This window comes from Hathewaya limosa (assembly GCF_030815255.1).
Lineage (GTDB): Bacteria > Bacillota > Clostridia > Clostridiales > Clostridiaceae > Hathewaya > Hathewaya limosa.
In genome coordinates, this window is record NZ_JAUSWN010000024.1 from 17,779 (window position 1) to 41,368 (window position 23,590).

Annotated in this window: 19 protein-coding genes; all 19 read left to right on the forward strand. The window is 28.8% G+C overall.

Annotated features, from left to right (window positions below):
* Positions 1-68 precede the first annotated feature (68 nt).
* Positions 69-1,373, forward strand: coding sequence for a glycine reductase complex selenoprotein B (gene grdB / locus QOZ93_RS11885; RefSeq protein WP_479691386.1), 1,305 nt, complete (start codon positions 69-71; stop codon positions 1,371-1,373).
* A gap of 187 nt (positions 1,374-1,560) precedes the next feature.
* Complete coding sequence (grdC, locus tag QOZ93_RS11890; RefSeq protein WP_307356711.1) at positions 1,561-3,102, forward strand: glycine/sarcosine/betaine reductase complex component C subunit beta; 1,542 nt, start codon at positions 1,561-1,563, stop codon at positions 3,100-3,102.
* Positions 3,103-3,132: 30 nt separating this feature from the next.
* The gene (grdD, locus tag QOZ93_RS11895; protein ID WP_307356712.1) at positions 3,133-4,290 is read left to right on the forward strand and encodes a glycine/sarcosine/betaine reductase complex component C subunit alpha; all 1,158 of its coding nucleotides are present in this window, start codon (positions 3,133-3,135) and stop codon (positions 4,288-4,290) included.
* Positions 4,291-4,467: 177 nt separating this feature from the next.
* Positions 4,468-5,298, forward strand: coding sequence for a hypothetical protein (locus tag QOZ93_RS11900; RefSeq protein WP_307356714.1), 831 nt, complete (start codon positions 4,468-4,470; stop codon positions 5,296-5,298).
* 270 nt (positions 5,299-5,568) lie between these two features.
* Positions 5,569-6,618 carry a sugar-binding transcriptional regulator gene (locus tag QOZ93_RS11905; RefSeq protein WP_111944341.1) on the forward strand — a complete coding sequence of 350 codons (1,050 nt, stop codon included), beginning with the start codon at positions 5,569-5,571 and terminating at the stop codon, positions 6,616-6,618.
* 29 nt (positions 6,619-6,647) lie between these two features.
* Positions 6,648-7,655 (forward strand): type I glyceraldehyde-3-phosphate dehydrogenase, encoded by a 1,008-nt coding sequence (gap, locus tag QOZ93_RS11910; protein ID WP_307356716.1) that lies wholly within the window; start codon positions 6,648-6,650, stop codon positions 7,653-7,655.
* A gap of 204 nt (positions 7,656-7,859) precedes the next feature.
* Positions 7,860-9,056: a phosphoglycerate kinase gene (locus tag QOZ93_RS11915; protein WP_307356718.1), complete on the forward strand. Its 1,197-nt coding sequence runs from the start codon at positions 7,860-7,862 to the stop codon at positions 9,054-9,056.
* A 149-nt stretch (positions 9,057-9,205) separates the two neighbouring features.
* Positions 9,206-9,958, forward strand: a complete 753-nt coding sequence (tpiA, locus tag QOZ93_RS11920) for a triose-phosphate isomerase (RefSeq protein ID WP_307356720.1) — start codon at positions 9,206-9,208, stop codon at positions 9,956-9,958.
* A gap of 24 nt (positions 9,959-9,982) precedes the next feature.
* Positions 9,983-11,518 carry a 2,3-bisphosphoglycerate-independent phosphoglycerate mutase gene (gpmI, locus tag QOZ93_RS11925; RefSeq protein ID WP_307356721.1) on the forward strand — a complete coding sequence of 512 codons (1,536 nt, stop codon included), beginning with the start codon at positions 9,983-9,985 and terminating at the stop codon, positions 11,516-11,518.
* An 87-nt stretch (positions 11,519-11,605) separates the two neighbouring features.
* Positions 11,606-12,904 carry a phosphopyruvate hydratase gene (gene eno / locus QOZ93_RS11930; RefSeq protein ID WP_307356722.1) on the forward strand — a complete coding sequence of 433 codons (1,299 nt, stop codon included), beginning with the start codon at positions 11,606-11,608 and terminating at the stop codon, positions 12,902-12,904.
* A 436-nt stretch (positions 12,905-13,340) separates the two neighbouring features.
* Positions 13,341-13,874 carry a hypothetical protein gene (locus tag QOZ93_RS11935; RefSeq protein WP_307356724.1) on the forward strand — a complete coding sequence of 178 codons (534 nt, stop codon included), beginning with the start codon at positions 13,341-13,343 and terminating at the stop codon, positions 13,872-13,874.
* A gap of 8 nt (positions 13,875-13,882) precedes the next feature.
* Positions 13,883-14,962 (forward strand): hypothetical protein, encoded by a 1,080-nt coding sequence (locus QOZ93_RS11940; protein ID WP_307356725.1) that lies wholly within the window; start codon positions 13,883-13,885, stop codon positions 14,960-14,962.
* 222 nt (positions 14,963-15,184) lie between these two features.
* Positions 15,185-15,415 (forward strand): preprotein translocase subunit SecG, encoded by a 231-nt coding sequence (gene secG / locus QOZ93_RS11945; RefSeq protein ID WP_111941008.1) that lies wholly within the window; start codon positions 15,185-15,187, stop codon positions 15,413-15,415.
* A gap of 201 nt (positions 15,416-15,616) precedes the next feature.
* The gene (locus QOZ93_RS11950) at positions 15,617-15,913 is read left to right on the forward strand and encodes a YerC/YecD family TrpR-related protein (protein WP_307356727.1); all 297 of its coding nucleotides are present in this window, start codon (positions 15,617-15,619) and stop codon (positions 15,911-15,913) included.
* 154 nt (positions 15,914-16,067) lie between these two features.
* A complete protein-coding gene (pcrA, locus tag QOZ93_RS11955) occupies positions 16,068-18,299 on the forward strand; it encodes a DNA helicase PcrA (RefSeq protein ID WP_307356728.1) in 2,232 nt (743 codons plus the stop codon).
* Positions 18,300-18,325: 26 nt separating this feature from the next.
* The gene (gene ligA / locus QOZ93_RS11960) at positions 18,326-20,326 is read left to right on the forward strand and encodes an NAD-dependent DNA ligase LigA (RefSeq protein ID WP_307356729.1); all 2,001 of its coding nucleotides are present in this window, start codon (positions 18,326-18,328) and stop codon (positions 20,324-20,326) included.
* Positions 20,327-20,488: 162 nt separating this feature from the next.
* On the forward strand, positions 20,489-20,776 hold the full coding sequence (gene gatC, locus QOZ93_RS11965) for an Asp-tRNA(Asn)/Glu-tRNA(Gln) amidotransferase subunit GatC (protein WP_162630335.1): 288 nt from the start codon (positions 20,489-20,491) through the stop codon (positions 20,774-20,776).
* Between the two features lie 22 nt (positions 20,777-20,798).
* Entirely contained in the window at positions 20,799-22,028 is a 1,230-nt protein-coding gene (locus QOZ93_RS11970) for an amidase domain-containing protein (protein WP_307356731.1), read from the forward strand.
* A gap of 110 nt (positions 22,029-22,138) precedes the next feature.
* Positions 22,139-23,569, forward strand: coding sequence for an Asp-tRNA(Asn)/Glu-tRNA(Gln) amidotransferase subunit GatA (gene gatA / locus QOZ93_RS11975; RefSeq protein WP_307356733.1), 1,431 nt, complete (start codon positions 22,139-22,141; stop codon positions 23,567-23,569).
* Positions 23,570-23,590: the final 21 nt, after the last annotated feature.

The window sequence follows — 23,590 nt, forward strand, 5'->3', positions numbered from 1 at the left end:
ATCAATCCTAAAAAATAAGAAAACTTGAGGGTTTTAATAGTAACTCCAGTTGAAGGGGGGAAATTACTTTGATTAAAGTAGTACACTATATAAATCAATTCTTCGCTAACATAGGTGGGGAAGAAAAGGCTGATATTAAGCCAGAAGTAAGAGACGGATTTGTAGGGCCAGGTATGGCAATAAATAAGGCATTTAAGGGTGAAGCTGAAATAGTTAAAACTATTATTTGTGGTGACTCTTATTTCAATGAAAACATGGAAGAAGCAGTTCCAGAAATTTTAAAAATGGTTAAAGAATCAGGAGCAGAGCTATTTATAGCAGGTCCAGCATTTAACGCAGGTAGATACGGGGTTGCTTGTGGTGCTATATGTAAAGCTGTTGCTGAAGAATTACACATTCCAGTATTAACTGGTATGTATGAAGAAAACCCAGGGGCTGATATGTACAAAAAAGATGTATATATCATAGCTACTAAAAATAGTGCAGCTGGTATGAGATCAGCAGTTGGCCCAATGGCTAAATTAGCATTAAAATTAAGCAAAGGCGAAACTATAGGAACTCCAGCTGAAGAAGGATATCATGCAAGAGGAATTAGACAAAACTTCTTTGCAACAGAAAGAGGATCTAAGAGAGCAGTTGATATGCTTGTTAAAAAGTTAAAAGGTGAAGAATTTGTAACAGAATTCCCAATGCCAAACTTTGATAGAGTTGATCCACAACCTGCAATTAAGGATATAACAAAAGCTAAAATAGCTATAGTTACATCTGGTGGTATCGTTCCAAAGGGAAACCCAGATCATATAGAATCTTCAAGTGCTTCTAAAATTGGTAAGTACGACATTGAAGGTATAAATGATTTAACATCAGAAAACTTTGAAACAGCTCACGGTGGACATGACCCTGTATATGCTAATGAAGATCCAGACAGAGTTATTCCAGTTGATGTTTTAAGAAACTTTGAAAAAGAAGGAAAAATCGGTTCATTACACAGATATTTCTATTCAACAGTTGGTAATGGTACAGCAGTTGCTTCATCTAAAAAATATGGTGAATTTGCAGCTCAAGAACTTATTGCTGATGGTGTAGATGCAGTTATATTAACTTCTACATGAGGAACTTGTACACGTTGCGGTGCAACATTAGTTAAAGCAATTGAAAAAGCAGGTTTACCTGTAGTTCATATGTGTACAATTACTCCAGTTTCTATGACAGTTGGTGCTAACAGAATAGTTCCTACAATAGCTATTCCTCACCCACTAGGAAACCCAGCATTAGGAAAAGAAGAAGAATATAAGTTAAGAGCTCACTTAGTTGAAAAAGCATTAAAGGCTTTAGAAACTGAAGTTGATGGACAAACTATATTTGAAGATTAATTTATATAATTGAATAATTAGGGAACTTTGTGTTCCCTAATTATTTATACAATGTACTTTATACAATTTAATAATAATTTTCATAAAAGCCTATAGAAGGTAATATTATGTAAAGTAGATTGTATATATAAAAAAATTTATATAATTGAAAATAAATGAGTTTTTTATCTATGAGGAGGTTAACAATATGAGTTTTCCAGTTATTAAAAAAGCTGCTTATGTATTAGCACACACTCCAAATATGGTAATACATAACGGTACTACACAAACAGTTGAAAGAAAGACAAATCCAAATTCTGATTATCTAAAAGGATTAAATTCACATCTAAGAAGTTACGAATCAACAGTAGGATATGCTCCAAACCAAGTTTACATTGGTAACATGACTCCAGAAGAATTACAAGCAATGCCAAAACCATGGTATGATAAAAATGCTGAAAATTCTAATAGATTTGGTAAATTCGGTGAAATTATGCCAGAAGATGAATTCTATGGATTAATGAAAATAGTAGACGTTTTTGAATTAGTAATCTTAGAAAAAGAATTCACAAAAGTAGTTAAAGAAAAATTAGCTAGCCACAAATTATTAGCTGAAAAAGCAGCTGCTATCGAAGATGGTGACGAAGTATCAGTTATAGAAGAGCTAGTAAATAATAAAGGTGCTGAAGGATTATACCAAGGTGAGAAGCTTGTTGGTTGTGTTAAAAGAGCACATGAAGTTGATGAAAACTTATCTGCTGAATATATGTTAGAAAACTTAGCTGGTAAAGCTACTTCAGTTTTATCTTTAGCTTACTTAGTTGATGGATTAGATGTACCAGTTGAAGAAATTGGATACATTGTTGAATGTTCAGAAGAAGCTATTGGTGATATGAACCAAAGAGGTGGCGGTAACCTTGCTAAAGCTATTGGTGAAGTTGTTGGTTTAACTGGTGCAACAGGAATAGATATGAGAGGATTCTGTGCAGGACCATCTCATTCATTAGTAAATGCTGCTTCATTAGTTAAAGCTGGTACTTACAAACATGTAGTTGTTGTTGCAGGTGGATGTACTGCTAAATTAGGTATGAATGGTAAATCTCATGTTGGTAAAGAAATGCCAGTATTAGAGGATTGTTTAGGTGGATTTGCTATATTAATTTCTGAAAATGATGGTGTAAGTCCAGTTATTAGAACTGATATAATCGGAAGACATACAATTGGACACGGTGCTGCTCCACAAGCTGTACTACAAGCACTTGTTTTAGATCCATTAACAAACAATGATTTAAAAATTACTGATATAGATAAATTTGCTCCAGAATTACAAATTCCAGAAATGACTGAACCAGCAGGAGCTGGAGATGTTCCAACTCAAAACTACAAAATGATAGGAGCATTAGCTGTTAAGACTGGTCAATTAGATAGAAAAGAATTACCAGGATTCATTACATCTCATGGATATCCAGGATTTGCTCCAACACAAGGACATATTCCATCAGGAGTACCTATCGTAGGACATGGAATAGAAAAAATCAAAAATGGTGAATTAAATAACTTCATGATAATTGGTAAAGGAAGTTTATTCCTAGGAAGAATGACTAACCTATTTGATGGTATTTCTATGGTTATAGAAAAAAATAGTGGAGTAGTTGAAGAAAACAACGGATTAGATAAAGAAGAAGTTAAATCAATGGTTGCAGATGCAATGAAAGATTTTGCTCAATTCTTAATGAAAGAAGAAAATTAATAATCCTTAAATAGAGAAGAGGTGGAATTCATGAGCCAAGAAGCTGCAAAGAAAATGATAGCTGGTGTTTTTAATGACATAGCTGAAGGAATAAAAAGCGGAAGTTTTGGCAAGAGAGTAAGAATAGGTTTAACTATTTTAGGTTCTGAACATGGTGTAGAAGAGATGGTTAAAGCTGCTGAACTTGCTAAATCTAAATATAATGATTTTGATATAGTTTTAATTGGTAGCAAAGTAGATGCTGACTTCGAGGTTGTAGAAGTTGCAACTCCAGAAGAAGGACATGAAAAAATGGTAGAATTACTTGAAAGTGGAGCAATAGATGGTTGTGTAACTCAACACTTTGACTTTCCAATCGGTGTTTCTACAGTAGGTAAAGTAACAACTCCAGGTAAAGGTAGAGAAATGATTTTAGCTACAACTACTGGTACAACTTCAACTAATAGAGTTGAAGGAATGACTATGAATGCTATATCTGGTATAGCAGTAGCTAAAGCACTTGGAATCAAGAATCCTAAAGTAGGTCTTTTAAATGTTGAAGGTGTTAGACAAACTGAAAGAATTCTTAAAGAAGTAAAAGAAAATGGATATGAATTTGAGTTTGCAGATTCATTAAGAGCAGATGGTGGGGCTGTAATGAGAGGTAATGACCTACTTGCAGGTACTCCAGATGTTATGGTTTGTGACTCATTAACAGGAAACTTACTTGTCAAAATGTTTGCATCATTCACAACAGGTGGGGGATACGAAACAGTAGGTGCTGGATATGGTCCAGGAATTGGTTCAAGCTATGATAAATTAGTTAACATAGTTTCAAGAGCATCAGGTGCTCCTCTAATTGCAGAGGCTTTAAGATATTGTGCAAGCTGTGCTAAAAACAATGTTTTAGGTATTGCAAAAGATGAGTTCAAAAAAGCTAAAAAAGCTGGATTACAAGCTTCAATTGATAAAGTAACTAAGAAAAAAGCTCCAGCTGCTGAAGAAGAAATAAAAATGCCACCTAAAAAAGTTGTAACTTATGCTATTCCAGGAATAGATATTCTTGAGCTTGAAAATGCTTGTAAAGCATTATGGAAAGAAGGAATTTATTCTGAAAGTGGAATGGGATGTACAGGACCTGTAATCCTAGTTGCAGATGATGAAGGTGAAAAAGCTGCAGAAGTATTAAAGAAAGCAGAATTCATGTAATATCTTATATAAAAAGATTGCCATAAAGTATGGCAGTCTTTTTTTTATTTATTCAAAAATAAAAATATGTATATTAAATTATACACAAAAATAAATTACTTTTTTCTATATATATCCTATATAATAATTAATGATATAATTTATACATAAAACAATCAAAATAGGGGGAAGTTTTTTATGTTTAAAAAAAGTAATAAAATTTTGAGTCTATTTTTAGCAGGAAGTTTGGCAACTATAAGTGCTTTATCAACTATAGAAACAGTAAAAGCGGATGAAATAGATTGGAATGTTGTTTATAGAAATGCTTATGATTCAGTAATCAATGTTAAAAAATATAAAAATCAAGTTTCAATTAATGAAGCTAGAGAAAATATAGCAAAGTTGACTCCAGGATGGATGAAAGCATATAGGGAAGAATTTTCTAAACAAGTAGATACAGCACAACAATATTTATTCGAACAATTTTATAGTTTGATTTGTTATAGAGGAGAATTGTTTAAGAGTATATCACAAGAAAATATTAATAAAGCAAGACAGTATATAAATGAGTTTAAAACTTATGGTGGTAATACTCCGTACATAAGTACGTGGTCTTCGGTATTAGATGTTTTTCAACAAACAAATATGAAGAAAGCTAATGAATCTATAGAATTGGCAAAACAATATAGAGATTACGCTAATATAGAAAATGCTAAACAAAAGGTAAGTAATCTTTTAAAAGTTGAAGCTAATGAGTGTGTTAAGGTATATGCGCAAGAACTAGAAAATCAATTGATTGAATTTTTAAATACCTTATCTTCAAATGAAGTAGGTGCAATTTATATCATAAAATGTTTAGAGCAATTTACTGTTGATCATAAATTTTATGATAATAAAGAAATGATCCAGAAAACTATTAAAATGGGAGATGATTTAGTATACCAATTAGAGAATAAGAGAATGAAAAAAGAGTTATCAGATAAATTAGAAATTGGTAAAAAGCAATTTAATCATGTATTTAAAAAATAAATAAGTAAATAATAAAAGTAAAAGATTATCTTATTAATAATATTAAATATGAGATAATCTTTTTTTATTAAAGGTATAAGATATATTATGAATAAATACAATTTATTAGTAAAAAACAGCTATTTTTATAAATATTGACTTAGAATAAAAAATTAATAAAAAAAATTCTTAAAATTAATAAAAAATGTTGGACAAATTTATAATATAAAGTATAATATAAGTGGGAACAGAAATAATAGCATGGGACTAAAAAGTTCCAAAGAGGTGTTTATTATGGATATATTGAAATTACAAAAAAAAATAGTACCAGAGCTTTTAGAGCTTTTACAAAAAAGGTATTCTATTTTAAGATCAATTAAATATAATCAACCCGTAGGTAGAAGAGTTCTTGCAAATAACTTAGCACTAGGGGAAAGAACTATAAGAAATGAAGTTAACTTTTTAAAGTCTCAAGAACTTATTAATATATATAATGAAGGAATGTATATAACAAAAGAAGGAGAAGAGATTATAAATTCTCTTCAAGATTTTATTCATGAAGTAAAAGGATTGAATGATAAAGAAAAAAACATAAAATCTTATCTTAATATTAAGGATGTTTATATTGTTCCTGGAGATTATGAAAAAGATTCTAGTATTTTAAAAGAAGTAGGAAGAGTTGCAGCACTATATTTAAGAGATATTTTATCAGATAAACTTACTATTGCCTTAACCGGTGGAAACACAGTTAAAGAAGTGGTAGATAGTATGCCAAAGACTAATAAGTGTAATGATTTATTAGTAATACCAGCAAGAGGTGGTATGGGAAGAGATGTTGAAATTCAGGCAAATACATTAGCTGCAAAATTGGCAGAAAAAATTTCTGCTAATTATAAATTACTTCATGTACCAGATAATCTTAGTGACAATGCATTAAAAACTATGTTAGAGGAAAAAAGTATTCAGGAAGTCGTTGACTCAATTAAAAATTCAGATGTTCTAATATATGGAATTGGCAGAGCAGATGTAATGGGCAAAAAAAGAGAACTTTCACAAGATACAATAGAAGAAATCTTAACTAAGGGTGCCGTTGGTGAGGCATTAGGAAATTATTATGATATTCATGGAAATATAATTTATAAACATTCTACAGTAGGAATTACTGATGAAGATACAAAAAAAATGAAGTCGTTAATAGCAGTTGCATCTAATAAAGATAAGGCAGAGGCTATTATAGGTAGTTTAAAAGATAAAACAAAGGCAGTTTTAGTTACTGATGAAGGAACTGCTGAAAAAATATTAAATATAATTGAAAAAAAAGAAGATAATAAATTAAGATAGATATTTAAATTATTGAGGAGGAATTTAGCATGGTCAAAATAGGTATAAATGGATTTGGAAGAATAGGTAGAAATGTATTTAAAGCACTTTTAAATAATTATAGCAATGATATAGAAGTAGTAGGAATTAACGATTTAACAAGCCCAGCTACATTAGCTCATCTTTTAAAATATGATTCTTTATATGGAAAGTTTGATGGAACAGTTGAAGCTAAAGAAGATTCAATAGTTGTTAATGGAAATGAAATTAGAATTTATGCAGAAAGAGACCCTAAAAACCTTCCATGGGGAAAAATAGGAGCAGATATAGTATTAGAATGTACAGGATTATTTACTGATGCTGAAAAAGCTAAAGCACATATAGAAGGTGGAGCTAAAAAAGTTATAATTTCTGCACCTGCTAAAAATGAAGATATTACAGTTGTTTTAGGTGTTAATGAGGAAGAATATGATTCAGCAAAACACAATATTATTTCAAATGCATCTTGTACAACAAACTGTTTAGCACCATTTGCTAAAATTTTAGATAGAGAGTTTGGAATAGTAAGTGGATTAATGACAACTATTCACTCATATACAAATGATCAAAAAATATTAGATGCTCCTCATAAGGATTTAAGAAGAGCTAGAGCTGCTGCTGAATCTATGATTCCAACAACTACAGGTGCTGCAAAGGCTGTTGCATTAGTTTTACCACAACTTAAAGGAAAATTAAATGGTATGGCAGTTAGAGTTCCAACTCCAACTGTATCTATTACAGATTTAGTGTGTGAAATTTCTAAAGAAGCTACAGCTGAGGAAATAAATGCGGCATTTAAGAAAGCAGCAGAAGGTGAATTAAAAGGAATATTAGGATATTCAGATGAACCACTAGTTTCAATAGATTATAGAGGAGATGAAAGATCTTCAATAGTTGACGGATTATCAACTATGGTATCTGGCAAGAATCTTGTTAAGGTTGTTGCTTGGTATGACAATGAATGGGGTTACTCAAATAGATTAGCTGATTTAGCAAAATATATAGCAGATAGATTATAATTATGATATAATATATCCAAAGAGAACACTATTAGAGTATGTTATTTAATTAAAAAGGTGTATTATAGAATTAAAAAGTCTAGTTTTGTAGTTCTCTATAAAACTAGACTTTTGTAAATATTAGAACATAATTTTTCAAATAGATTTTACATATTTGGCATAAAATAAGTTTAATAATGTATTAATATTTTAGGAGGAAACCTTATGAAATTAAATAAAAAAACTGTGGAAGATATAAATGTTAAAGGAAAAAAGGTTTTAGTTAGATGTGATTTTAATGTACCTTTAAAAGATGGCAAGATTACCGATGAAAATAGATTATTAGGGGCATTACCAACAATTAAGTATTTGATTGAAAATAATGCAAAAGTTATTTTATGTTCTCATTTGGGTAAACCAAAGGGAGAAGCTAAACCAGAACTTACATTAGCACCTGTGGCTAAAAGACTTTCAGAATTATTAAATAAGACAGTTATTTTTGCAGATGATGATAAGGTTGTAGGAGAAAATGCAAAAAAAATTATAGAAAATATGCAAGATAGGGATATAGTTTTATTACAAAATACTCGTTATAGAAAAGAAGAAACTAAAAATGAAGAGAACTTTTCAAAAGAATTAGCTTCTTTGGCAGAAGTATTTGTTAATGATGCATTCGGAACAGCACATAGAGCACATTGTTCTACAGTAGGTGTTGCAAAATATATAGATGAAGCAGCTTGTGGATATTTAATTGAAAAAGAATTAAAATTCTTAGGAGATGCTATAGAAAATCCAGAAAGACCTTTTGTGGCTATTTTAGGTGGTGCTAAAGTCTCAGATAAGATAAATGTTATAAACAACCTTTTAGATAAAGTTGATACTCTAATTATAGGTGGAGGTATGGCATATACATTCTTAAAAGCTCAAGGATATAGTATAGGAACTTCATTATTGGAAGAAGATAAGATGTCATATGCTTTAGATATGATTAAAAAAGCTGAAGAAAAAGGGGTTAAACTATTATTACCAATAGATTTTGTTACAGCTAAAGAGTTTTCAGCAGATGCAGAACCTATAATTACACAGGATAGAAATATAGCTGATGATTGTATGGGACTAGATATAGGACCAAAAACTAGGGAACTTTTTGGAGACGCAGTAAAAAGTGCTAAAACGATTATATGGAACGGACCACTAGGTGTTTTTGAATTTGAAAAATTCGCTAAAGGTACAATTGCTATGGCTAAAGCTTTAAGCGAAACTAATGCAACAACTATCATAGGTGGAGGCGATAGTGCAGCTGCAGTTAATAATCTAGGTTTTGGAGATAAGATGACTCATATTTCAACTGGAGGAGGAGCTTCATTACAATTTTTAGAGGGTAAAGAACTTCCAGGAATTACAGTTTTAAGTGAAAAATAATTAATAGTTGAAAAGATAAGCTATATTATTTAATTTCTATGTAGCTTATCTTTTGCTGCTTTAAATGATATAATAATGTTAATTTACGCATTATTGAAGAGAGTAGACATAAATAAAATAACTTACTAGATTAAAGAGGTGTATTAATTATGAGAAAGCCTATTATAGCTGGAAATTGGAAAATGCATAATACTATAGAGGAAGCGGTATCACTTGTTAAAGGATTAAAACAACTTGTAGAGGGTGCCGATGCAGAAGTTATAGTTTGTCCAAGTTTTTTAAGCCTAGGAAGAGTAATAGAGGAAGTAAAAGGTACTAATATTAAAGTTGGAGCCCAAAACATGCATTTTGAAGAAAAGGGTGCTTTTACAGGTGAAATTTCACCAAGTATGTTAAATGAGATTGGGGTTCAATATGTAATTATAGGACACAGTGAAAGAAGACAATATTTTAATGAGACAGATTTTACAGTAAATAAGAAGTTGAAAGCTGCATTTGAGCATAAAATTATTCCTATACTTTGTGTTGGAGAAACCTTGGAAGAAAAGGAATCAAACATTACAATGGAAGTTATAGGGAAACAAATAAAGTTAGATTTACATGGATTAAAAGCTGAAGATGTAGAAAATATGGTTATAGCATATGAGCCTATTTGGGCTATAGGAACTGGTAAAACTGCTACAGCAGATGAAGCTAATAATACAATTAAATTTATAAGAGATGTTGTTAAAAATTTATATGGTGTTGAAGTTTCAGAAAAAGTTAGAATATTATATGGAGGTTCTGTAAAACCTTCTACTATAAATGAACAAATGAATAAATCAGATATAGATGGAGGATTAGTTGGTGGAGCTAGTCTTAAAGCAGAAGATTTTTCTAAGATAGTAAAATACAATGCCTAATCCATATAAGCAGGAGGAAATAAGATGGCAAAAAAACCTGTTATGTTAATGATTTTAGATGGTTTTGGTCTTTCAGATTATGAAGATGGGAATGCAGTAAGACTTTCAAAAAAGCCAAATTTTGATTACTATTATAATAATTATGCCCATACAGCCTTAGAAGCTAGTGGTTTAAGTGTAGGATTACCAAAAGGACAAATGGGTAATTCAGAAGTTGGACATTTAAATATAGGTGCAGGAAGAATAATGTACCAAGCTTTAACAGGTATAAGCAAGGATATAGAAAATGGTGAATTTTTCAACAAAAAAGTTTTAATAGAAGCAATACAAAAATCCATAGAAAAAAATTCATCAATTCATCTTTTAGGTCTTTTATCAGATGGTGGAGTACATTCTCATATAGAGCATTTAAAGGCACTTTTGAAACTTACAAAAGATATGAATGCTAAAAAAGTTTATGTGCATGCAATTTTGGATGGTAGAGATGTGCCACCAAGATCTGCAGAAAAGTATATTAAAGAAATAGAATCTTACATGGATCAATTAGGTGTAGGAGAGATTGCTACCGTAGAAGGTAGATATTATGCCATGGATAGAGATAAAAGATGGGAAAGAGAAGAACTTGCATATAGAGCAATGGTTTTAGGTGAAGGAGAAAAAGCTACATCTGCAATAGAAGCAGTAGAAAATTCGTATCATCTAAATAAAGGTGATGAATTTGTTCTTCCAACAGTTATTGTAAAGGATGAAACTCCTATTACTAAAATAAAAAATGGAGATACAGTTATCTTTTATAACTTTAGACCAGACAGAGCAAGACAATTAACTAGAGCATTAAATGATAAAGAATTTAATGGATTTAGTAGAGAAACATTAAATTTAAATTTTGTATGTATGACTCAATATGATAAAACTATTGAAAATGTGACAGTAGTTTATCCACCAGAGAAATATGAAAATACCCTTGGTGAATATGTAAGTAAAATGGGAAAAAAACAACTTAGAATCGCCGAAACAGAAAAATATGCTCATGTTACATTTTTCTTTAATGGTGGAGTTGAAGAACCTAATAAGGATGAAGATAGAATCCTTATTAATTCCCCTAAAGTAGCAACTTATGATTTACAGCCTGAGATGAGTGCTAATGAAGTTACAAATAAGCTTTTAGATGCACTTAAAGAGGATAAGTATGATCTTATTATTTTAAATTATGCTAATCCAGATATGGTAGGACATACAGGAGTTGTTAATGCTGCAATAAAAGCCATAGAAACTGTAGATAATTGCCTAGGAAAAGTTATTAAAAGTGTATTGGATAAAGAAGGAACTGTATTTATTACAGCAGATCACGGTAACAGTGAACAGATGATAGATTTTTCTACAGGAAAACCTATGACATCTCATACAACTAATAAGGTACCATTTATTTGGGTATCTAAAGAAGGTAAAAATGGCAAATTAGCTAAAAATGGGAAGTTAGCGGATATAGCACCTACTATTTTAAAGGTTATGAATATTGAGCAACCTAAAGAAATGAATGGTGAGTGTTTAATTAAATAATTTTGTTAAGTAGAATATTATTTTTAGTTTAAATCATAAAAGAAAAATTTTTATAATATATAAACATATATTTTGGAGGGAAAAGTTATGAAAAAATACATTGAAATTATTGATATTCATGCAAGACAAGTTTTAGATTCAAGAGCATTTCCAACAATTGAGGTAGAAGTTTATTTAGAAGATGGTACAGTAGGAAGAGCTGCAGTTCCATCAGGTGCATCAACAGGAATGTTTGAAGCTGTTGAATTAAGAGATGGAGATAAATCTTATTATAATGGTAAGAGTGTTTTAAATGCTGTTAATAATGTAAATAATATTATTGCAGAAGAACTAGTTGGTATGAATGTTTTAGATCAAGTTTCAATAGATAAAACTATGATAGAATTAGATGGTACTGAAAACAAAGGAAAACTAGGAGCAAATGCTACTTTAGGAGTTTCTTTGGCTTGTGCAAGAGCTGCAGTTGAAGCATTAGGATTAAGTCTATACCAATATGTTGGTGGAGTTAACGGAAAAGTACTACCAGTTCCAATGATGAACATAATGAATGGTGGTAAGCATGCTGATAATAATGTAGATTTACAAGAATTTATGATTATGCCAGTTGGAGCTGAAAACTTTAGTGATGCATTAAGAATGTGTGCTGAGGTTTATCATGCATTAAAAGCCTTATTAAAATCAAAAGGAATGTCTACTGGTGTAGGTGACGAAGGTGGATTTGCTCCAAACTTACAATCAAATGAAGAAGCAATATCTGTTATTATAGAAGCTATAGAAAAAGCAGGATACAAACCAGGAAAAGAAATATTTATAGCTTTAGATCCAGCATCATCTGAATTCTTCAACGAAGAAACAAAAATGTATGAATTGACAGGTGAAGGAAAAACTTTAAATCCAGCACAAATGGTAGATTTCTATGTTGATTTAGTTGAAAAATATCCAATTATCTCAATTGAAGATGGTATGGCAGAGGAAGATTGGGAAGGATGGAAGATCATGACTGATAAGTTAGGATCAAAAATCCAATTAGTTGGTGATGATTTATTTGTAACAAATACTAAGAGATTATCTAAAGGAATAGAAACAAAAACTGCTAATTCTATTTTAATAAAATTAAATCAGATTGGTACGTTAACTGAAACTTTAAATGCAATAGAAATGGCAGAAAGAGCTGGATATACAGCAGTTATTTCTCATAGATCAGGTGAAACAGAAGATACAACTATAGCTGATTTAGTTGTTGCTGTTAATGCAGGACAAATTAAAACAGGAGCTCCAGCAAGATCTGAAAGAGTAGCAAAATATAATCAATTATTAAGAATAGAAGAAGAACTAGGCGATATGGCTGAATATAGAGGAATGAATGCCTTCTATAATATAAAGTAGTCATTTAAATATGCTAAAATAATATATTTTAATGCAATGAAAAAAGAAACTTCCCTAAAAAACTTATAGTTTTAATTTAGGGAAGTTTTTTTATTACAATTTTATAAAAGAAGAACATGGTACAAAGATTATAAATATTTAGAATGTATTTTATTAAAGAATATATAGAAAATAACGAATATAAGTAAGTGATTTGATTGAACAAAATTTAAAGTATTAAGAACATATTAAGGGAAAGTTTTTATTTTACTAATGTTATGAATAGATCGAAAAATATTTGCAATTTTAAATTAATGTGAAATAAGATTTAAATCTAGTAAACATACTATTTAAAAATCAAGATAGTAATCTTTCAAGCAATTATTAAAGTTAAATAAGAAAATTTTTAATCAACTATTCAATAATAAAATTAAACAATATTAGGAGGTAAGTATACATGAAAAAAGCATTAATGATATTCATAACTATAAGTATTATAATGATTTTATTTGTAGGTGGTAACATATTATCGCATAGAAATAAAATGGTTGCATTAGAGGAAAGAATAAATGCTCAATATTCAAGTAATAAAAGTTCATATGATAACATGTGGAAAAAGTTTAAAGAAGCTACACAGGTTACTGATTTACAGGCTGAAAAAATGAAAGAAGTATATAAGGATTTAATTACAGGAAGATACAATGATTCGAAGTTATTATTCAAAATGGTTCAAGAGCAAAACCCACAATTAGATCAGTCAGTTTTTGTTAACTTACAAAATGAGATAATATCTGGCAGAAATGCATTTAATAATAATCAAAAACAAATGAGTGATATTATTAGGGAATATAATACTTATGTAAGAAAAAAATTTATTACTGCCACTTTGCTAAATTACAGAGTTAAAGATACCAATCAATTTATAATTACAAGTGATAGAACACAAAAAGCCTTTGATACTAAAAAAGATGATGAAATTAAGTTAAAGTAGGTGATTATATGATGTTTTTACCTACTATTATAATAGGAACCATTGTTTTTTTATTTTGTTTTTATTTTAATAAAAAAAATATGTTTAAGTTAACATTAATATTTTTTATAATAGGATTTTTTATTACAGGAATAGTATATTTAATAGATTTAGATGATCAAATAATAGATACGGAAGTTTGGTCGGGAAATATAGAAGATGTAGAACATAAGGAAGAATGGGATGAATTTCATCCACAAAGAGAAGAAACGTACACAACAACTGATAGTAAAGGAAATACAATTACAAAAATTAAAATTATACCAGCATATACAGAACATCATAAGGCAATTAATAAAATACAGACAACAGATAATGGATGGATTACTGTATATGAAGATTTAGATGGGAAAGTTAGTTTTAGTGATAAATTTCCTAATACTAAAGAAGAATTATTAAAATTTTATCCTATAGGTAAAGAAACTGTGTCCATACATACTTATGAAAATAAGGTACAAGCTTCATATTCTATATATAATCATAAAGATATTGATTTAGATAAATATAGAGATTTACCTAAGTATCCAAATGAAATGAAAAACTTAATTGAAATAGATAGATTTATTGGATCAATACCTAATAAAGATAAAGTGATGGAAACATTAAATAAGGTTAACTCTGAATTAAATAATAATTCTAATAAAAAACAGATAAATTTAATATTTGTTAATTTAGGAGATAAGAGTAGTGATTACGGATTTGCATTACAAGATTATTGGAAATGTGGTAATAAAAATGATTTTATAATTTGCTTTGGAAGTAGAGGGGAAAAAGTTACATGGGCATATCCTTTTTCTTGGGCCGATAGCGAAAAATCTGAAAAACTTAAAATTGATGTAAGAAATTATATGCTTAAAGCTAATTTAAAAAGTGATTTTACAAAAGTGATAGAAGATATTAATCCAATGATTAAAAGAAATTTTCAAAGAAAAGAATTTGCAGATTTTAATTATTTAAATGTGGAGTTATCTACAAAAGCATATATATATATTGCTATTTTAAACCTAATAACTGGTGTAGGAATAATGTACTGTTGTAGAGAAATGTAATTAAAAATAGTCATAGTTTAATAATATACTATGGCTATTTTTTAATAGTAAAAAATATAAATAGGAATTAATAAAAATATTAAATTATTGAAAAGAAAAATTGCATTATAATATTTTAGTTTTATTTTTGTATGGATATAATAAAATTGTAAGAGTAATATTAATGTGATAAAATAATCAGTAGTTAATGTAAGTAAATTAACGTTGTGAGGAGGTGTTGTTATGAAAATGTTTTTAACTATAGCCTTAATAATAGTATCTATTGTATTAACTGTTGCAGTAATGCTTCAACCAAGTAAAAGTGAAGGTATATCTAGTATTATTTCAGGGGGAAATGAAAACTACTTTGCTAAAAACAAAGTTAGAACTTACGAAACTACATTAGTAAGGATAACTCAGGTTAGTGCTTTACTTTTTGCATTAATTATTATTGGATTAAATGTTATCAAATAATACGATAGAATTAAATAAACATATGTTTTTAATAAATATATATGTTTAACAGTAATATATAATGTCATAAGAGAGGGACTATGGAATTTGAATGTCTTTCTCTTAATTTTTTATTATTTACTTTTACACTGTAAATGAGTATAGTATAATTTAAAGTAGTTCATAAAGTAATATAAGTACTAAACTTGGGAGTGATTATAGATGAAAATTAGTTCGAAACTAAAAAGTGATGAAATGGATTATCTTTTTAAGGCAATTTTAAGTTTAGAAAATATAGAGGAATGTTATAAATTCTTTGAAGATATATGTACTATAAATGAAATAAATGCATTAAAACAAAGGTTACAAGTAGCCAAGATGTTAATTGAAAAGAAAACTTATGTGGATATAGCAGAAGAAACAGGGGCAAGCACCGCTACTATAAGTAGAGTAAATAGAGCTTTAAGCTACGGTAGTGATGGGTATAAACTTATTTTTGAGAGAATTGAACATAAATAAAAGCAGCAGTTCTAACCTGAACTACTGTTTTTTTATACTAAAAAAATGCGAACTTTAGTTCATAATTCTTAGGCGAAAAGATTATAAAATAATTAATTATGGTATAATACTAATATGCATTTAAACGAATCTAGGTGAAATGAGGAGTGATTAGATGGATTTAAAAAACCTTTTAAATGAAGAACAGTATGAATCAGCTACTACTATAGAAGGACCACTATTAATTCTAGCGGGAGCAGGTTCTGGAAAAACAAGGGTTTTAACATATAGAATGGCACATATGATAGAAGATTTAGATATTAAGCCATATGAAATTTTGGCTATTACTTTTACAAATAAGGCAGCTGGGGAAATGAGAGAAAGAGTTGAAAAGTTAGTAGGAGAGGCTGCTAATAGTATGTGGATTTCTACGTTTCACTCTACATGTGTTAGAATTTTAAGAAGAGAGATAGATAAAATCGGATATAACAAAAATTTTACTATATATGATTCCTATGATCAAAAAACGTTAATAAAACAATGTATGAAAGAATTAAATATAAATGATAAGGATATTACAGACAGAGAAATCATAGGCAAAATTTCTCAATGTAAAAATGATTTAATATCAGCAAAAGATTATAAAATTCAAAATGAGAGTGATTTTAGAAAAAATAAAATTGCTGATGTTTATGTTTTATATCAAAATAAGTTAAAAGGTAACAATGCTTTAGATTTTGATGATTTAATTTTTAATACTGTAAAACTTTTTAAAAATGTTCCTGAGACATTAGAGTTTTACCAAAGAAAGTTTAAATATATTATGGTTGATGAGTATCAAGATACAAATGAGTCACAATATGAATTAATTAAGTTACTTGCTAAGGCACATAATAATATATGTGTAGTTGGTGATGATGACCAATGTATTTATGAATGGAGAGGGGCTAATATAAAAAATATATTAGGCTTTGAAAAAGATTTTCCAGGTGCTAAGGTTGTAAAACTTGAAAAAAATTATCGTTCAAAGAGCACTATTTTAAATGCGGCAAATCAAGTTATAAAAAATAATGCTCAAAGAAAGATTAAGGTACTCAAAAGTACAAAAGAAGAAGGAGAAAAAATAAAAGTTTATAGAGCTTACACAGATAGAGATGAAGCTGATTTTGTAGCTAAACAAGTTAAAGAATTAAGAAATAGTGAAAATATGCAATATAAAGATTTTGCTATTTTATACAGAATGAATTCTCAATCTCGTACATTTGAAGAAGCCTTAAGAAAGAATGCCATTCCATATAGAATATTAGGTGGATTAAAATTCTATGACAGAAAAGAAATAAAAGATATTATGGCATATTTAAAACTTATAAATAATCCATTAGATGATGTAAGTTTACAAAGAATAATAAACGTGCCAAAGAGAAGTATAGGAGAAACTACTGTAGGTAAAGTTATAGATTTTTCTAATATGACAGGAGAATGTTTATTTAGTTGTCTTTTAGATGCAGGATTTATACCAGGACTTACAGCTAGAAATATAACTTGTATTAGCAAATTTACTAGTTTAATAAATGAATTTATTTTAAGCAAAGAAAATCTTACAGTATCTGAACTTATAAAAGAAATTTTAGATAAAACAGGATATTTAAAAGAACTTCAAACTTCTAAAGATATAGAAGATAAAAGCAGAATAGAGAATTTAAAAGAATTAGTATCAGAGGCTGTAGATTTTGAAAGAAATTCAGAGGATAAGAGTTTATCTGCTTTTCTTGAAAAAGTAACTTTAGTATCTGATGTAGATAATTATGATGATGAAGCTGATACTGTAGTAATGATGACTATACATAGTTCAAAAGGACTAGAATTCCCAGTTGTATTTATGGTTGGTATGGAAAATGGAATTTTCCCAAGTGATATGTGTTTAAATAGTTTTACTGAAATGGAAGAGGCTAGAAGATTATGTTATGTTGCTATTACGAGAGCACAAGAAAAGCTTTATATGACCTCAGCAGAAAATCGTATGGTGTTTGGTAGAACAGTATGTTATAGTCCTTCTGATTTTATAGATGAGGTTCCAATGGATTTAAGAGAAAAGGTTGGTGGAGAAAAAAATAGAAGTATAAATGTATTAAAAAATAGAGGTACTTCTAGAGGATATACTTCAACTAATCCACATAGTCCATTTAATAACTCAACATTTATTAATAAGGATACAAGTAAGGTAGGTAATTCCACTATTAATACTAATGAGGCTATAGCAGGTAGAAAAGTTGAACATCCAACCTTTGGTGAAGGAACAATTGTAGCGGTATCAAAAGGAAGTACAGGAACATTACTTACAATTGCTTTTGATAATATGGGTATAAAGAAGTTAAGTTTAGATATAGCTCCGTTAAAACTTTTATAATATAAATATGGAGGGATAATTTACCTATGGATTTAAATAATAAAATAGAAGAAATGAAAAACTTAGTAGATAAATTAAATCAGTATGCAAAAGAATACTATGTTTTAGATAATCCATCAGTATCTGATGCTGAATATGATAAATTATATGATAAACTTGTGGAACTTGAGAAGGAGACAAAGGAGACTTTGCCTTATTCTCCAACTCAAAGGATAGGAGATAAAGTTCTATCTAAATTTGAAAAACATACACATTTAGCACCACTTTGGAGTTTAGATAAATCACAAACTATTGAAGGATTAAAAGAATGGCATAATAGAAATTTAAAAGCTATTAGAGAATATAATGCAGAACATGAGGATAAACTTCCAGAACCATTATATATAGTTACTAAGAAATTTGATGGACTTACTATAAATTGTACTTATAATACGGAAGGAATTATGGTATCTGCAGTTACAAGAGGAACAGGAATTATAGGTGAAAATGTAACTGAACAGGCAAAAACTATAGATACGGTACCTCTTAAAATAAACAGTGAATTTGTTTTTGAAATTCATGGTGAGGCTGTTATGACAAAGGAAGCATTTGAAAAATATAATAAAATAGCAGATGTACCTTTAAAAAATCTACGAAATGGTGCGGCAGGGGCTTTAAGAAATCTAAATGTAGCTGAAACTAGAAAAAGAAATTTATCAGCTTTCTTTTATGATATAGGATATGCAGATGGACATAATTTTAAAACTTATATGGAAATGTTGGATTTTGCAAAAAAACAAGGATTCCCAGTAGATAATTATATAAGAGAATGTAGGACAATTGAAGACATAGAAAAAGAAATTGAATACATTAAAAATATTAGAGAAGATTTAAATTATGATATAGATGGTATAGTTATAGCTATTGATGATATAAAAACAAGAGAAGTTTTAGGATATACTATAAAATTTCCTAAATGGGCTATTGCATATAAGTTTAAGGCAGAAGAGGCTGAAACTAAATTGCTAGATGTAGAATGGAATGTTGGAAGAAGCGGAAGAGTAACTCCAACGGCATTACTTGAGCCTGTGGAAATTGGAGGAGTTACAGTTAAAAGAGCTACATTGAATAATATGGAGGATATATCAAGAAAAGGTGTTAAAATAGGATCAACAGTCTTAATTAGACGTTCTAATGATGTTATCCCAGAAATACTAGGTGTAGTAGAAGATAATGAAAACTTGGAAGAAATAAAAATACCATCTAAATGTCCAAGTTGTGGAAGTGAAATAAGATTAGATGGGGCACATTATTATTGTGAAAATACATTATCATGTAAGCCACAGATGGTTAAGAGTATAGTACATTTTGCAAGTCGAGAAGGAATGAATATAGAAGGATTTAGTGAAAAAACTGCAGAGCAATTATTTGAACAGTTAAATATAAAATCTATACCAGAATTATATAAATTAAAGAAAGAAGAACTATTAAACTTAGAACGATTTGGAGAGAAGAAAGCTACTAATTTATTAAATGCAATAGAAGGTAGTAAGCAATGTAATTTAGCATCGTTCCTATATGCATTAGGAATTCCAAATGTGGGAAAGAAAACAGCAAAAGATATAGTTAAGACATTTAAAACATTAGAATCAATTCAAAAAGCAAGTTTTGAAGAATTAGTTTGTATTCCAGATGTAGGAGATATAGTTGCTAAATGTGTTGTAGATTTTTTTGAAGACGAAAAAATTCAAAATAGTATAAAAGAACTTTTAAATCTTGGAGTAAATCCAACATATGAAGAAGAAGAAAATGAGGAAAGTTCTTATACAGGTAAAACTGTAGTTGTAACCGGAAGTTTAGAATCTTTTTCAAGAAGTGAGATAAAAGAAAAATTAGAATCATTAGGTGCAAAAGTTTCAGGAAGTGTAAGTAAAAAAACCGATTATGTATTAGTAGGTAAAGAGCCGGGTTCTAAATATGATAAGGCACTATCTTTGGGAATAAAAATAATTTCCGAAGAGGAGTTTAAAAATTCTATAAATAAGTAGTATAATAACTTGCAAAGATGCTGTTGTATTTTTGCAAGTTATATTTTTTAAAAGGCTTTGTTTGAGAAAATGGATTTAAAATTTAAAGTATAAATATATTGATAGAACAAATTAAATGTTATAAACATAATAATATAATAATCAACAGAAAGGATGAATATTTTGAAAATTTCTAAAAATACTGTGGACTATTTGTGTGGATTGTGCAAACTTTATATTGATAATGATGAGATTCAAGGGGTAATAGGTGAATTAAATGAATTTGTAGACTTTATAGATAAAATAAAAAAAGTTGATATAGAAAATGAGGAGGAAATAGTTAATCCGTATTATATGGAGAATAATCTTAGGGAAGATATAGTTTGCAGTGAAATGGACAAAGAATGTGTACTAAAAAATACTAAAAATAAAAGTGGAGAATTTTTTGTGGTTCCAAAAGTAATAAAATAAAAAATATTACTGAGGTGATAAAATGAATGAGAATATTTCTATGCTTTTAAGTAACTTAGAAGGTTATTTTCATAGAAGATATGAATCACTAGCTAAATTAAATTGTAAAACTTATGAAGATTTTTTTATAGATACAAATGAGGCAATGGAATCATGTAAAATTAATGAATTCATAATTAACACTTTAGTAGATTATAGAAAACAGATAGGAGCAAATAATAGCTTAACTAATTATAAGTTTAAATTGCATATAACCAATCTTTTAAAAATAGAAGATACCTATAACTTAATGGTAAAAGAAAATTTTAAATATAAATATAGAGGATATCCTCTATATACTATGGGAAGTATAGAGCATAATTTTGTATTAGCTAAGGTAGGCAGGGAATATAAAATTATAGAACATGATGACAAAGATAGATTTATTAGTCATATAAAAAAGTTATTTCAAGAGGAAGTTAAAGATCATAGAAATAAAAATTATGAAAAAGCGAGTGGTCTATTTTATAACGAAAATAGATGCTTAAATGAAAGTAAAAATCATATGGAAGTTAATAATGAGAAATTTAAAGAAAATCTAGAAAAATTAACTTTAAGTTTAAATAAGGTTAAAAAAGAAATACTTGAAAAAGCCCAATTATATAGAAAAAATTTTTTAAGTGATAACAATGTTTTACTAAAAGAAGATCATACTAAAAAAAGTGAAATTGGGTCTAAACTTAGGCAAGAATATCAATGGAAAGAATATGATAGAAATGCAGCCTATGAATATGCACGGAAATGGTGGAATAAAACTAATCCTAAGTATTTAAATTTTCATGGTTTAGGAGGAGATTGTACTAATTTTACTTCTCAGTGTGTTCATGCAGGGGGAATAAGTATGGATTTGGAAAAACCATATATATGGAAATATTTTAGTAGTGAACATAATAGTACAAGTGAAAGGATTGGCAGATCATCTTCTTGGACTTCTGTTATGGAGTTTAGAAAATATGCGCAGTTAAATACAATTGGAAAAGGATTAAGAGCAGAGGTTGGTCATGATTTAAAAGTAGTAGAACGTGGAGATATTGTCCAAATAGAAGATGAGCATAGCACCATAGTTGTTAATAATATTTATAAACAGGATCAGTTGATAGACATTTTGATATCATCACATACTGATGATAGATTTAATGAAAGTCTAATAGAAGAATGGCCTAATGAGGACTTTGAAAAAACTGTTATTAAAATTAAAGGGTGTTATATATAAAATATATTAATTAAAGATAGAGTAGTGAAAATTAAATGAAAAATTTATAAACAATATATATAAAGAAAAATGTATATTTATGAATAAAATAAATAGGGGAGGTATTATTGATGAACATAATAGACTATAAAGTTCATGAACTTATAGAACTTGTAGAAAAAAAGCAAGTTAAAGTAAGAGAAGTTAACGAAGCTTTTTTAGACAATTATAGAAAAATAGAGCCTAAAGTTCAGGCATTTTTAACTGTAAATGAAGATGAAATTTTAAATAAGGCTGAATATCTAGATAAAGAACTAGAAAACGGAAAAAATATAGGAAAGTTAAAAGGTATACCTATTGGTATAAAGGATAATATAAATGTTTTAGATATGAAAACAACCTGTGCATCAAGGATGTTAGAAGATTTCATATCACCATATGAAGCTACGTTAGTTAATAAAATAAAAGATGAAAATGGAATAATATTTGGTAAAACTAATATGGATGAGTTTGCAATAGGATCTTCTGGAGAAAATAGTTATTTTAAAAATACAAGAAATCCAAAAGATTTATTAAGAGTACCAGGTGGATCCTCAAGTGGTTCAGCAGCAGCCGTTTCTAGTAAAGAAGTGCCTATTGCAATAGGTACAGATACAGGTGGATCCGTACGTGAACCAGCTGCCTTTTGTGGACTTGTAGGTTTTAAACCAACTTATGGCACTATTTCTAGATATGGAGTGATAAGTTTTGCATCAACTTTGGATACAGTAGGTATTTTAAGTAGTGATGTAAAAGACAGTATGATTATGTATGATGTTTTAAAAGGAAAAGACATAAAGGATGCAACTACAGTGGAGAATAAAAAGGATTATAATAAAAAGTTATTTAATAAAGATTTAAAGGAAATAAAGATAGCAGTGCCTAAAAAGATTTTTAATTGGGGTTTACATGAGGAAGTAGAGAGAAATTTTAAAGAAAGTTTAAGTGTTTTAAAAGAATGTGGAGCTGAAATAGATTACATAGATGTGAGCGCTTTAGAGTATGTTTTAGAGACATACTATGTACTAAGTTCTGCAGAGGTGTCTTCTAATTTAGGAAGATTTGATGGGATTAGATATGGAAAAATGGAGGGAACTTATAATAGTACAGAAGAATTATATAGAAAAGTTAGAAGTGAAAATTTTAATTCAGAGGTTAAAAAAAGAATTTTATTAGGTACATTTATATTGGCTAAAGAACAACATGAGGAATATTATAGAAGAGCCTTAAAAATTAGATCCAAAATTAGAAAAGAATTTGAAGATATATTTAAAAGATATAATGCTTTTATAACTCCAACTACTTTAGATATAGCGTTTAAACTTGGTCAATATAGAAATTCAGTTGATATGTATAATCAAGATAAATTAACAGTGATAGCTAACTTAGTTGGAGCTCCAGCTATATCCATACCTTGTGGAATAAAAGAAAATATGCCTTTAGGACTCCAAGTAATGACAATGTGTTTTAATGAAGAGATATTATTTAAAATTGCTTATTCTTTTGAAAGTATGAGTAAGTGAACTAGAAAGTAGGTTAAAAAA

Coding starts and splice junctions, on each gene's coding strand:
- grdC (WP_307356711.1), top strand. CDS start 1,561: ATGAGTTTTCCAGTTATTAAAAAAGCTGCTTATGTATTAGCACACACT.
- grdD (WP_307356712.1), top strand. CDS start 3,133: ATGAGCCAAGAAGCTGCAAAGAAAATGATAGCTGGTGTTTTTAATGAC.
- QOZ93_RS11900 (WP_307356714.1), top strand. CDS start 4,468: ATGTTTAAAAAAAGTAATAAAATTTTGAGTCTATTTTTAGCAGGAAGT.
- gap (WP_307356716.1), top strand. CDS start 6,648: ATGGTCAAAATAGGTATAAATGGATTTGGAAGAATAGGTAGAAATGTA.
- QOZ93_RS11915 (WP_307356718.1), top strand. CDS start 7,860: ATGAAATTAAATAAAAAAACTGTGGAAGATATAAATGTTAAAGGAAAA.
- tpiA (WP_307356720.1), top strand. CDS start 9,206: ATGAGAAAGCCTATTATAGCTGGAAATTGGAAAATGCATAATACTATA.
- gpmI (WP_307356721.1), top strand. CDS start 9,983: ATGGCAAAAAAACCTGTTATGTTAATGATTTTAGATGGTTTTGGTCTT.
- eno (WP_307356722.1), top strand. CDS start 11,606: ATGAAAAAATACATTGAAATTATTGATATTCATGCAAGACAAGTTTTA.
- QOZ93_RS11935 (WP_307356724.1), top strand. CDS start 13,341: ATGAAAAAAGCATTAATGATATTCATAACTATAAGTATTATAATGATT.
- QOZ93_RS11940 (WP_307356725.1), top strand. CDS start 13,883: ATGATGTTTTTACCTACTATTATAATAGGAACCATTGTTTTTTTATTT.
- secG (WP_111941008.1), top strand. CDS start 15,185: ATGAAAATGTTTTTAACTATAGCCTTAATAATAGTATCTATTGTATTA.
- QOZ93_RS11950 (WP_307356727.1), top strand. CDS start 15,617: ATGAAAATTAGTTCGAAACTAAAAAGTGATGAAATGGATTATCTTTTT.
- pcrA (WP_307356728.1), top strand. CDS start 16,068: ATGGATTTAAAAAACCTTTTAAATGAAGAACAGTATGAATCAGCTACT.
- ligA (WP_307356729.1), top strand. CDS start 18,326: ATGGATTTAAATAATAAAATAGAAGAAATGAAAAACTTAGTAGATAAA.
- QOZ93_RS11970 (WP_307356731.1), top strand. CDS start 20,799: ATGAATGAGAATATTTCTATGCTTTTAAGTAACTTAGAAGGTTATTTT.
- gatA (WP_307356733.1), top strand. CDS start 22,139: ATGAACATAATAGACTATAAAGTTCATGAACTTATAGAACTTGTAGAA.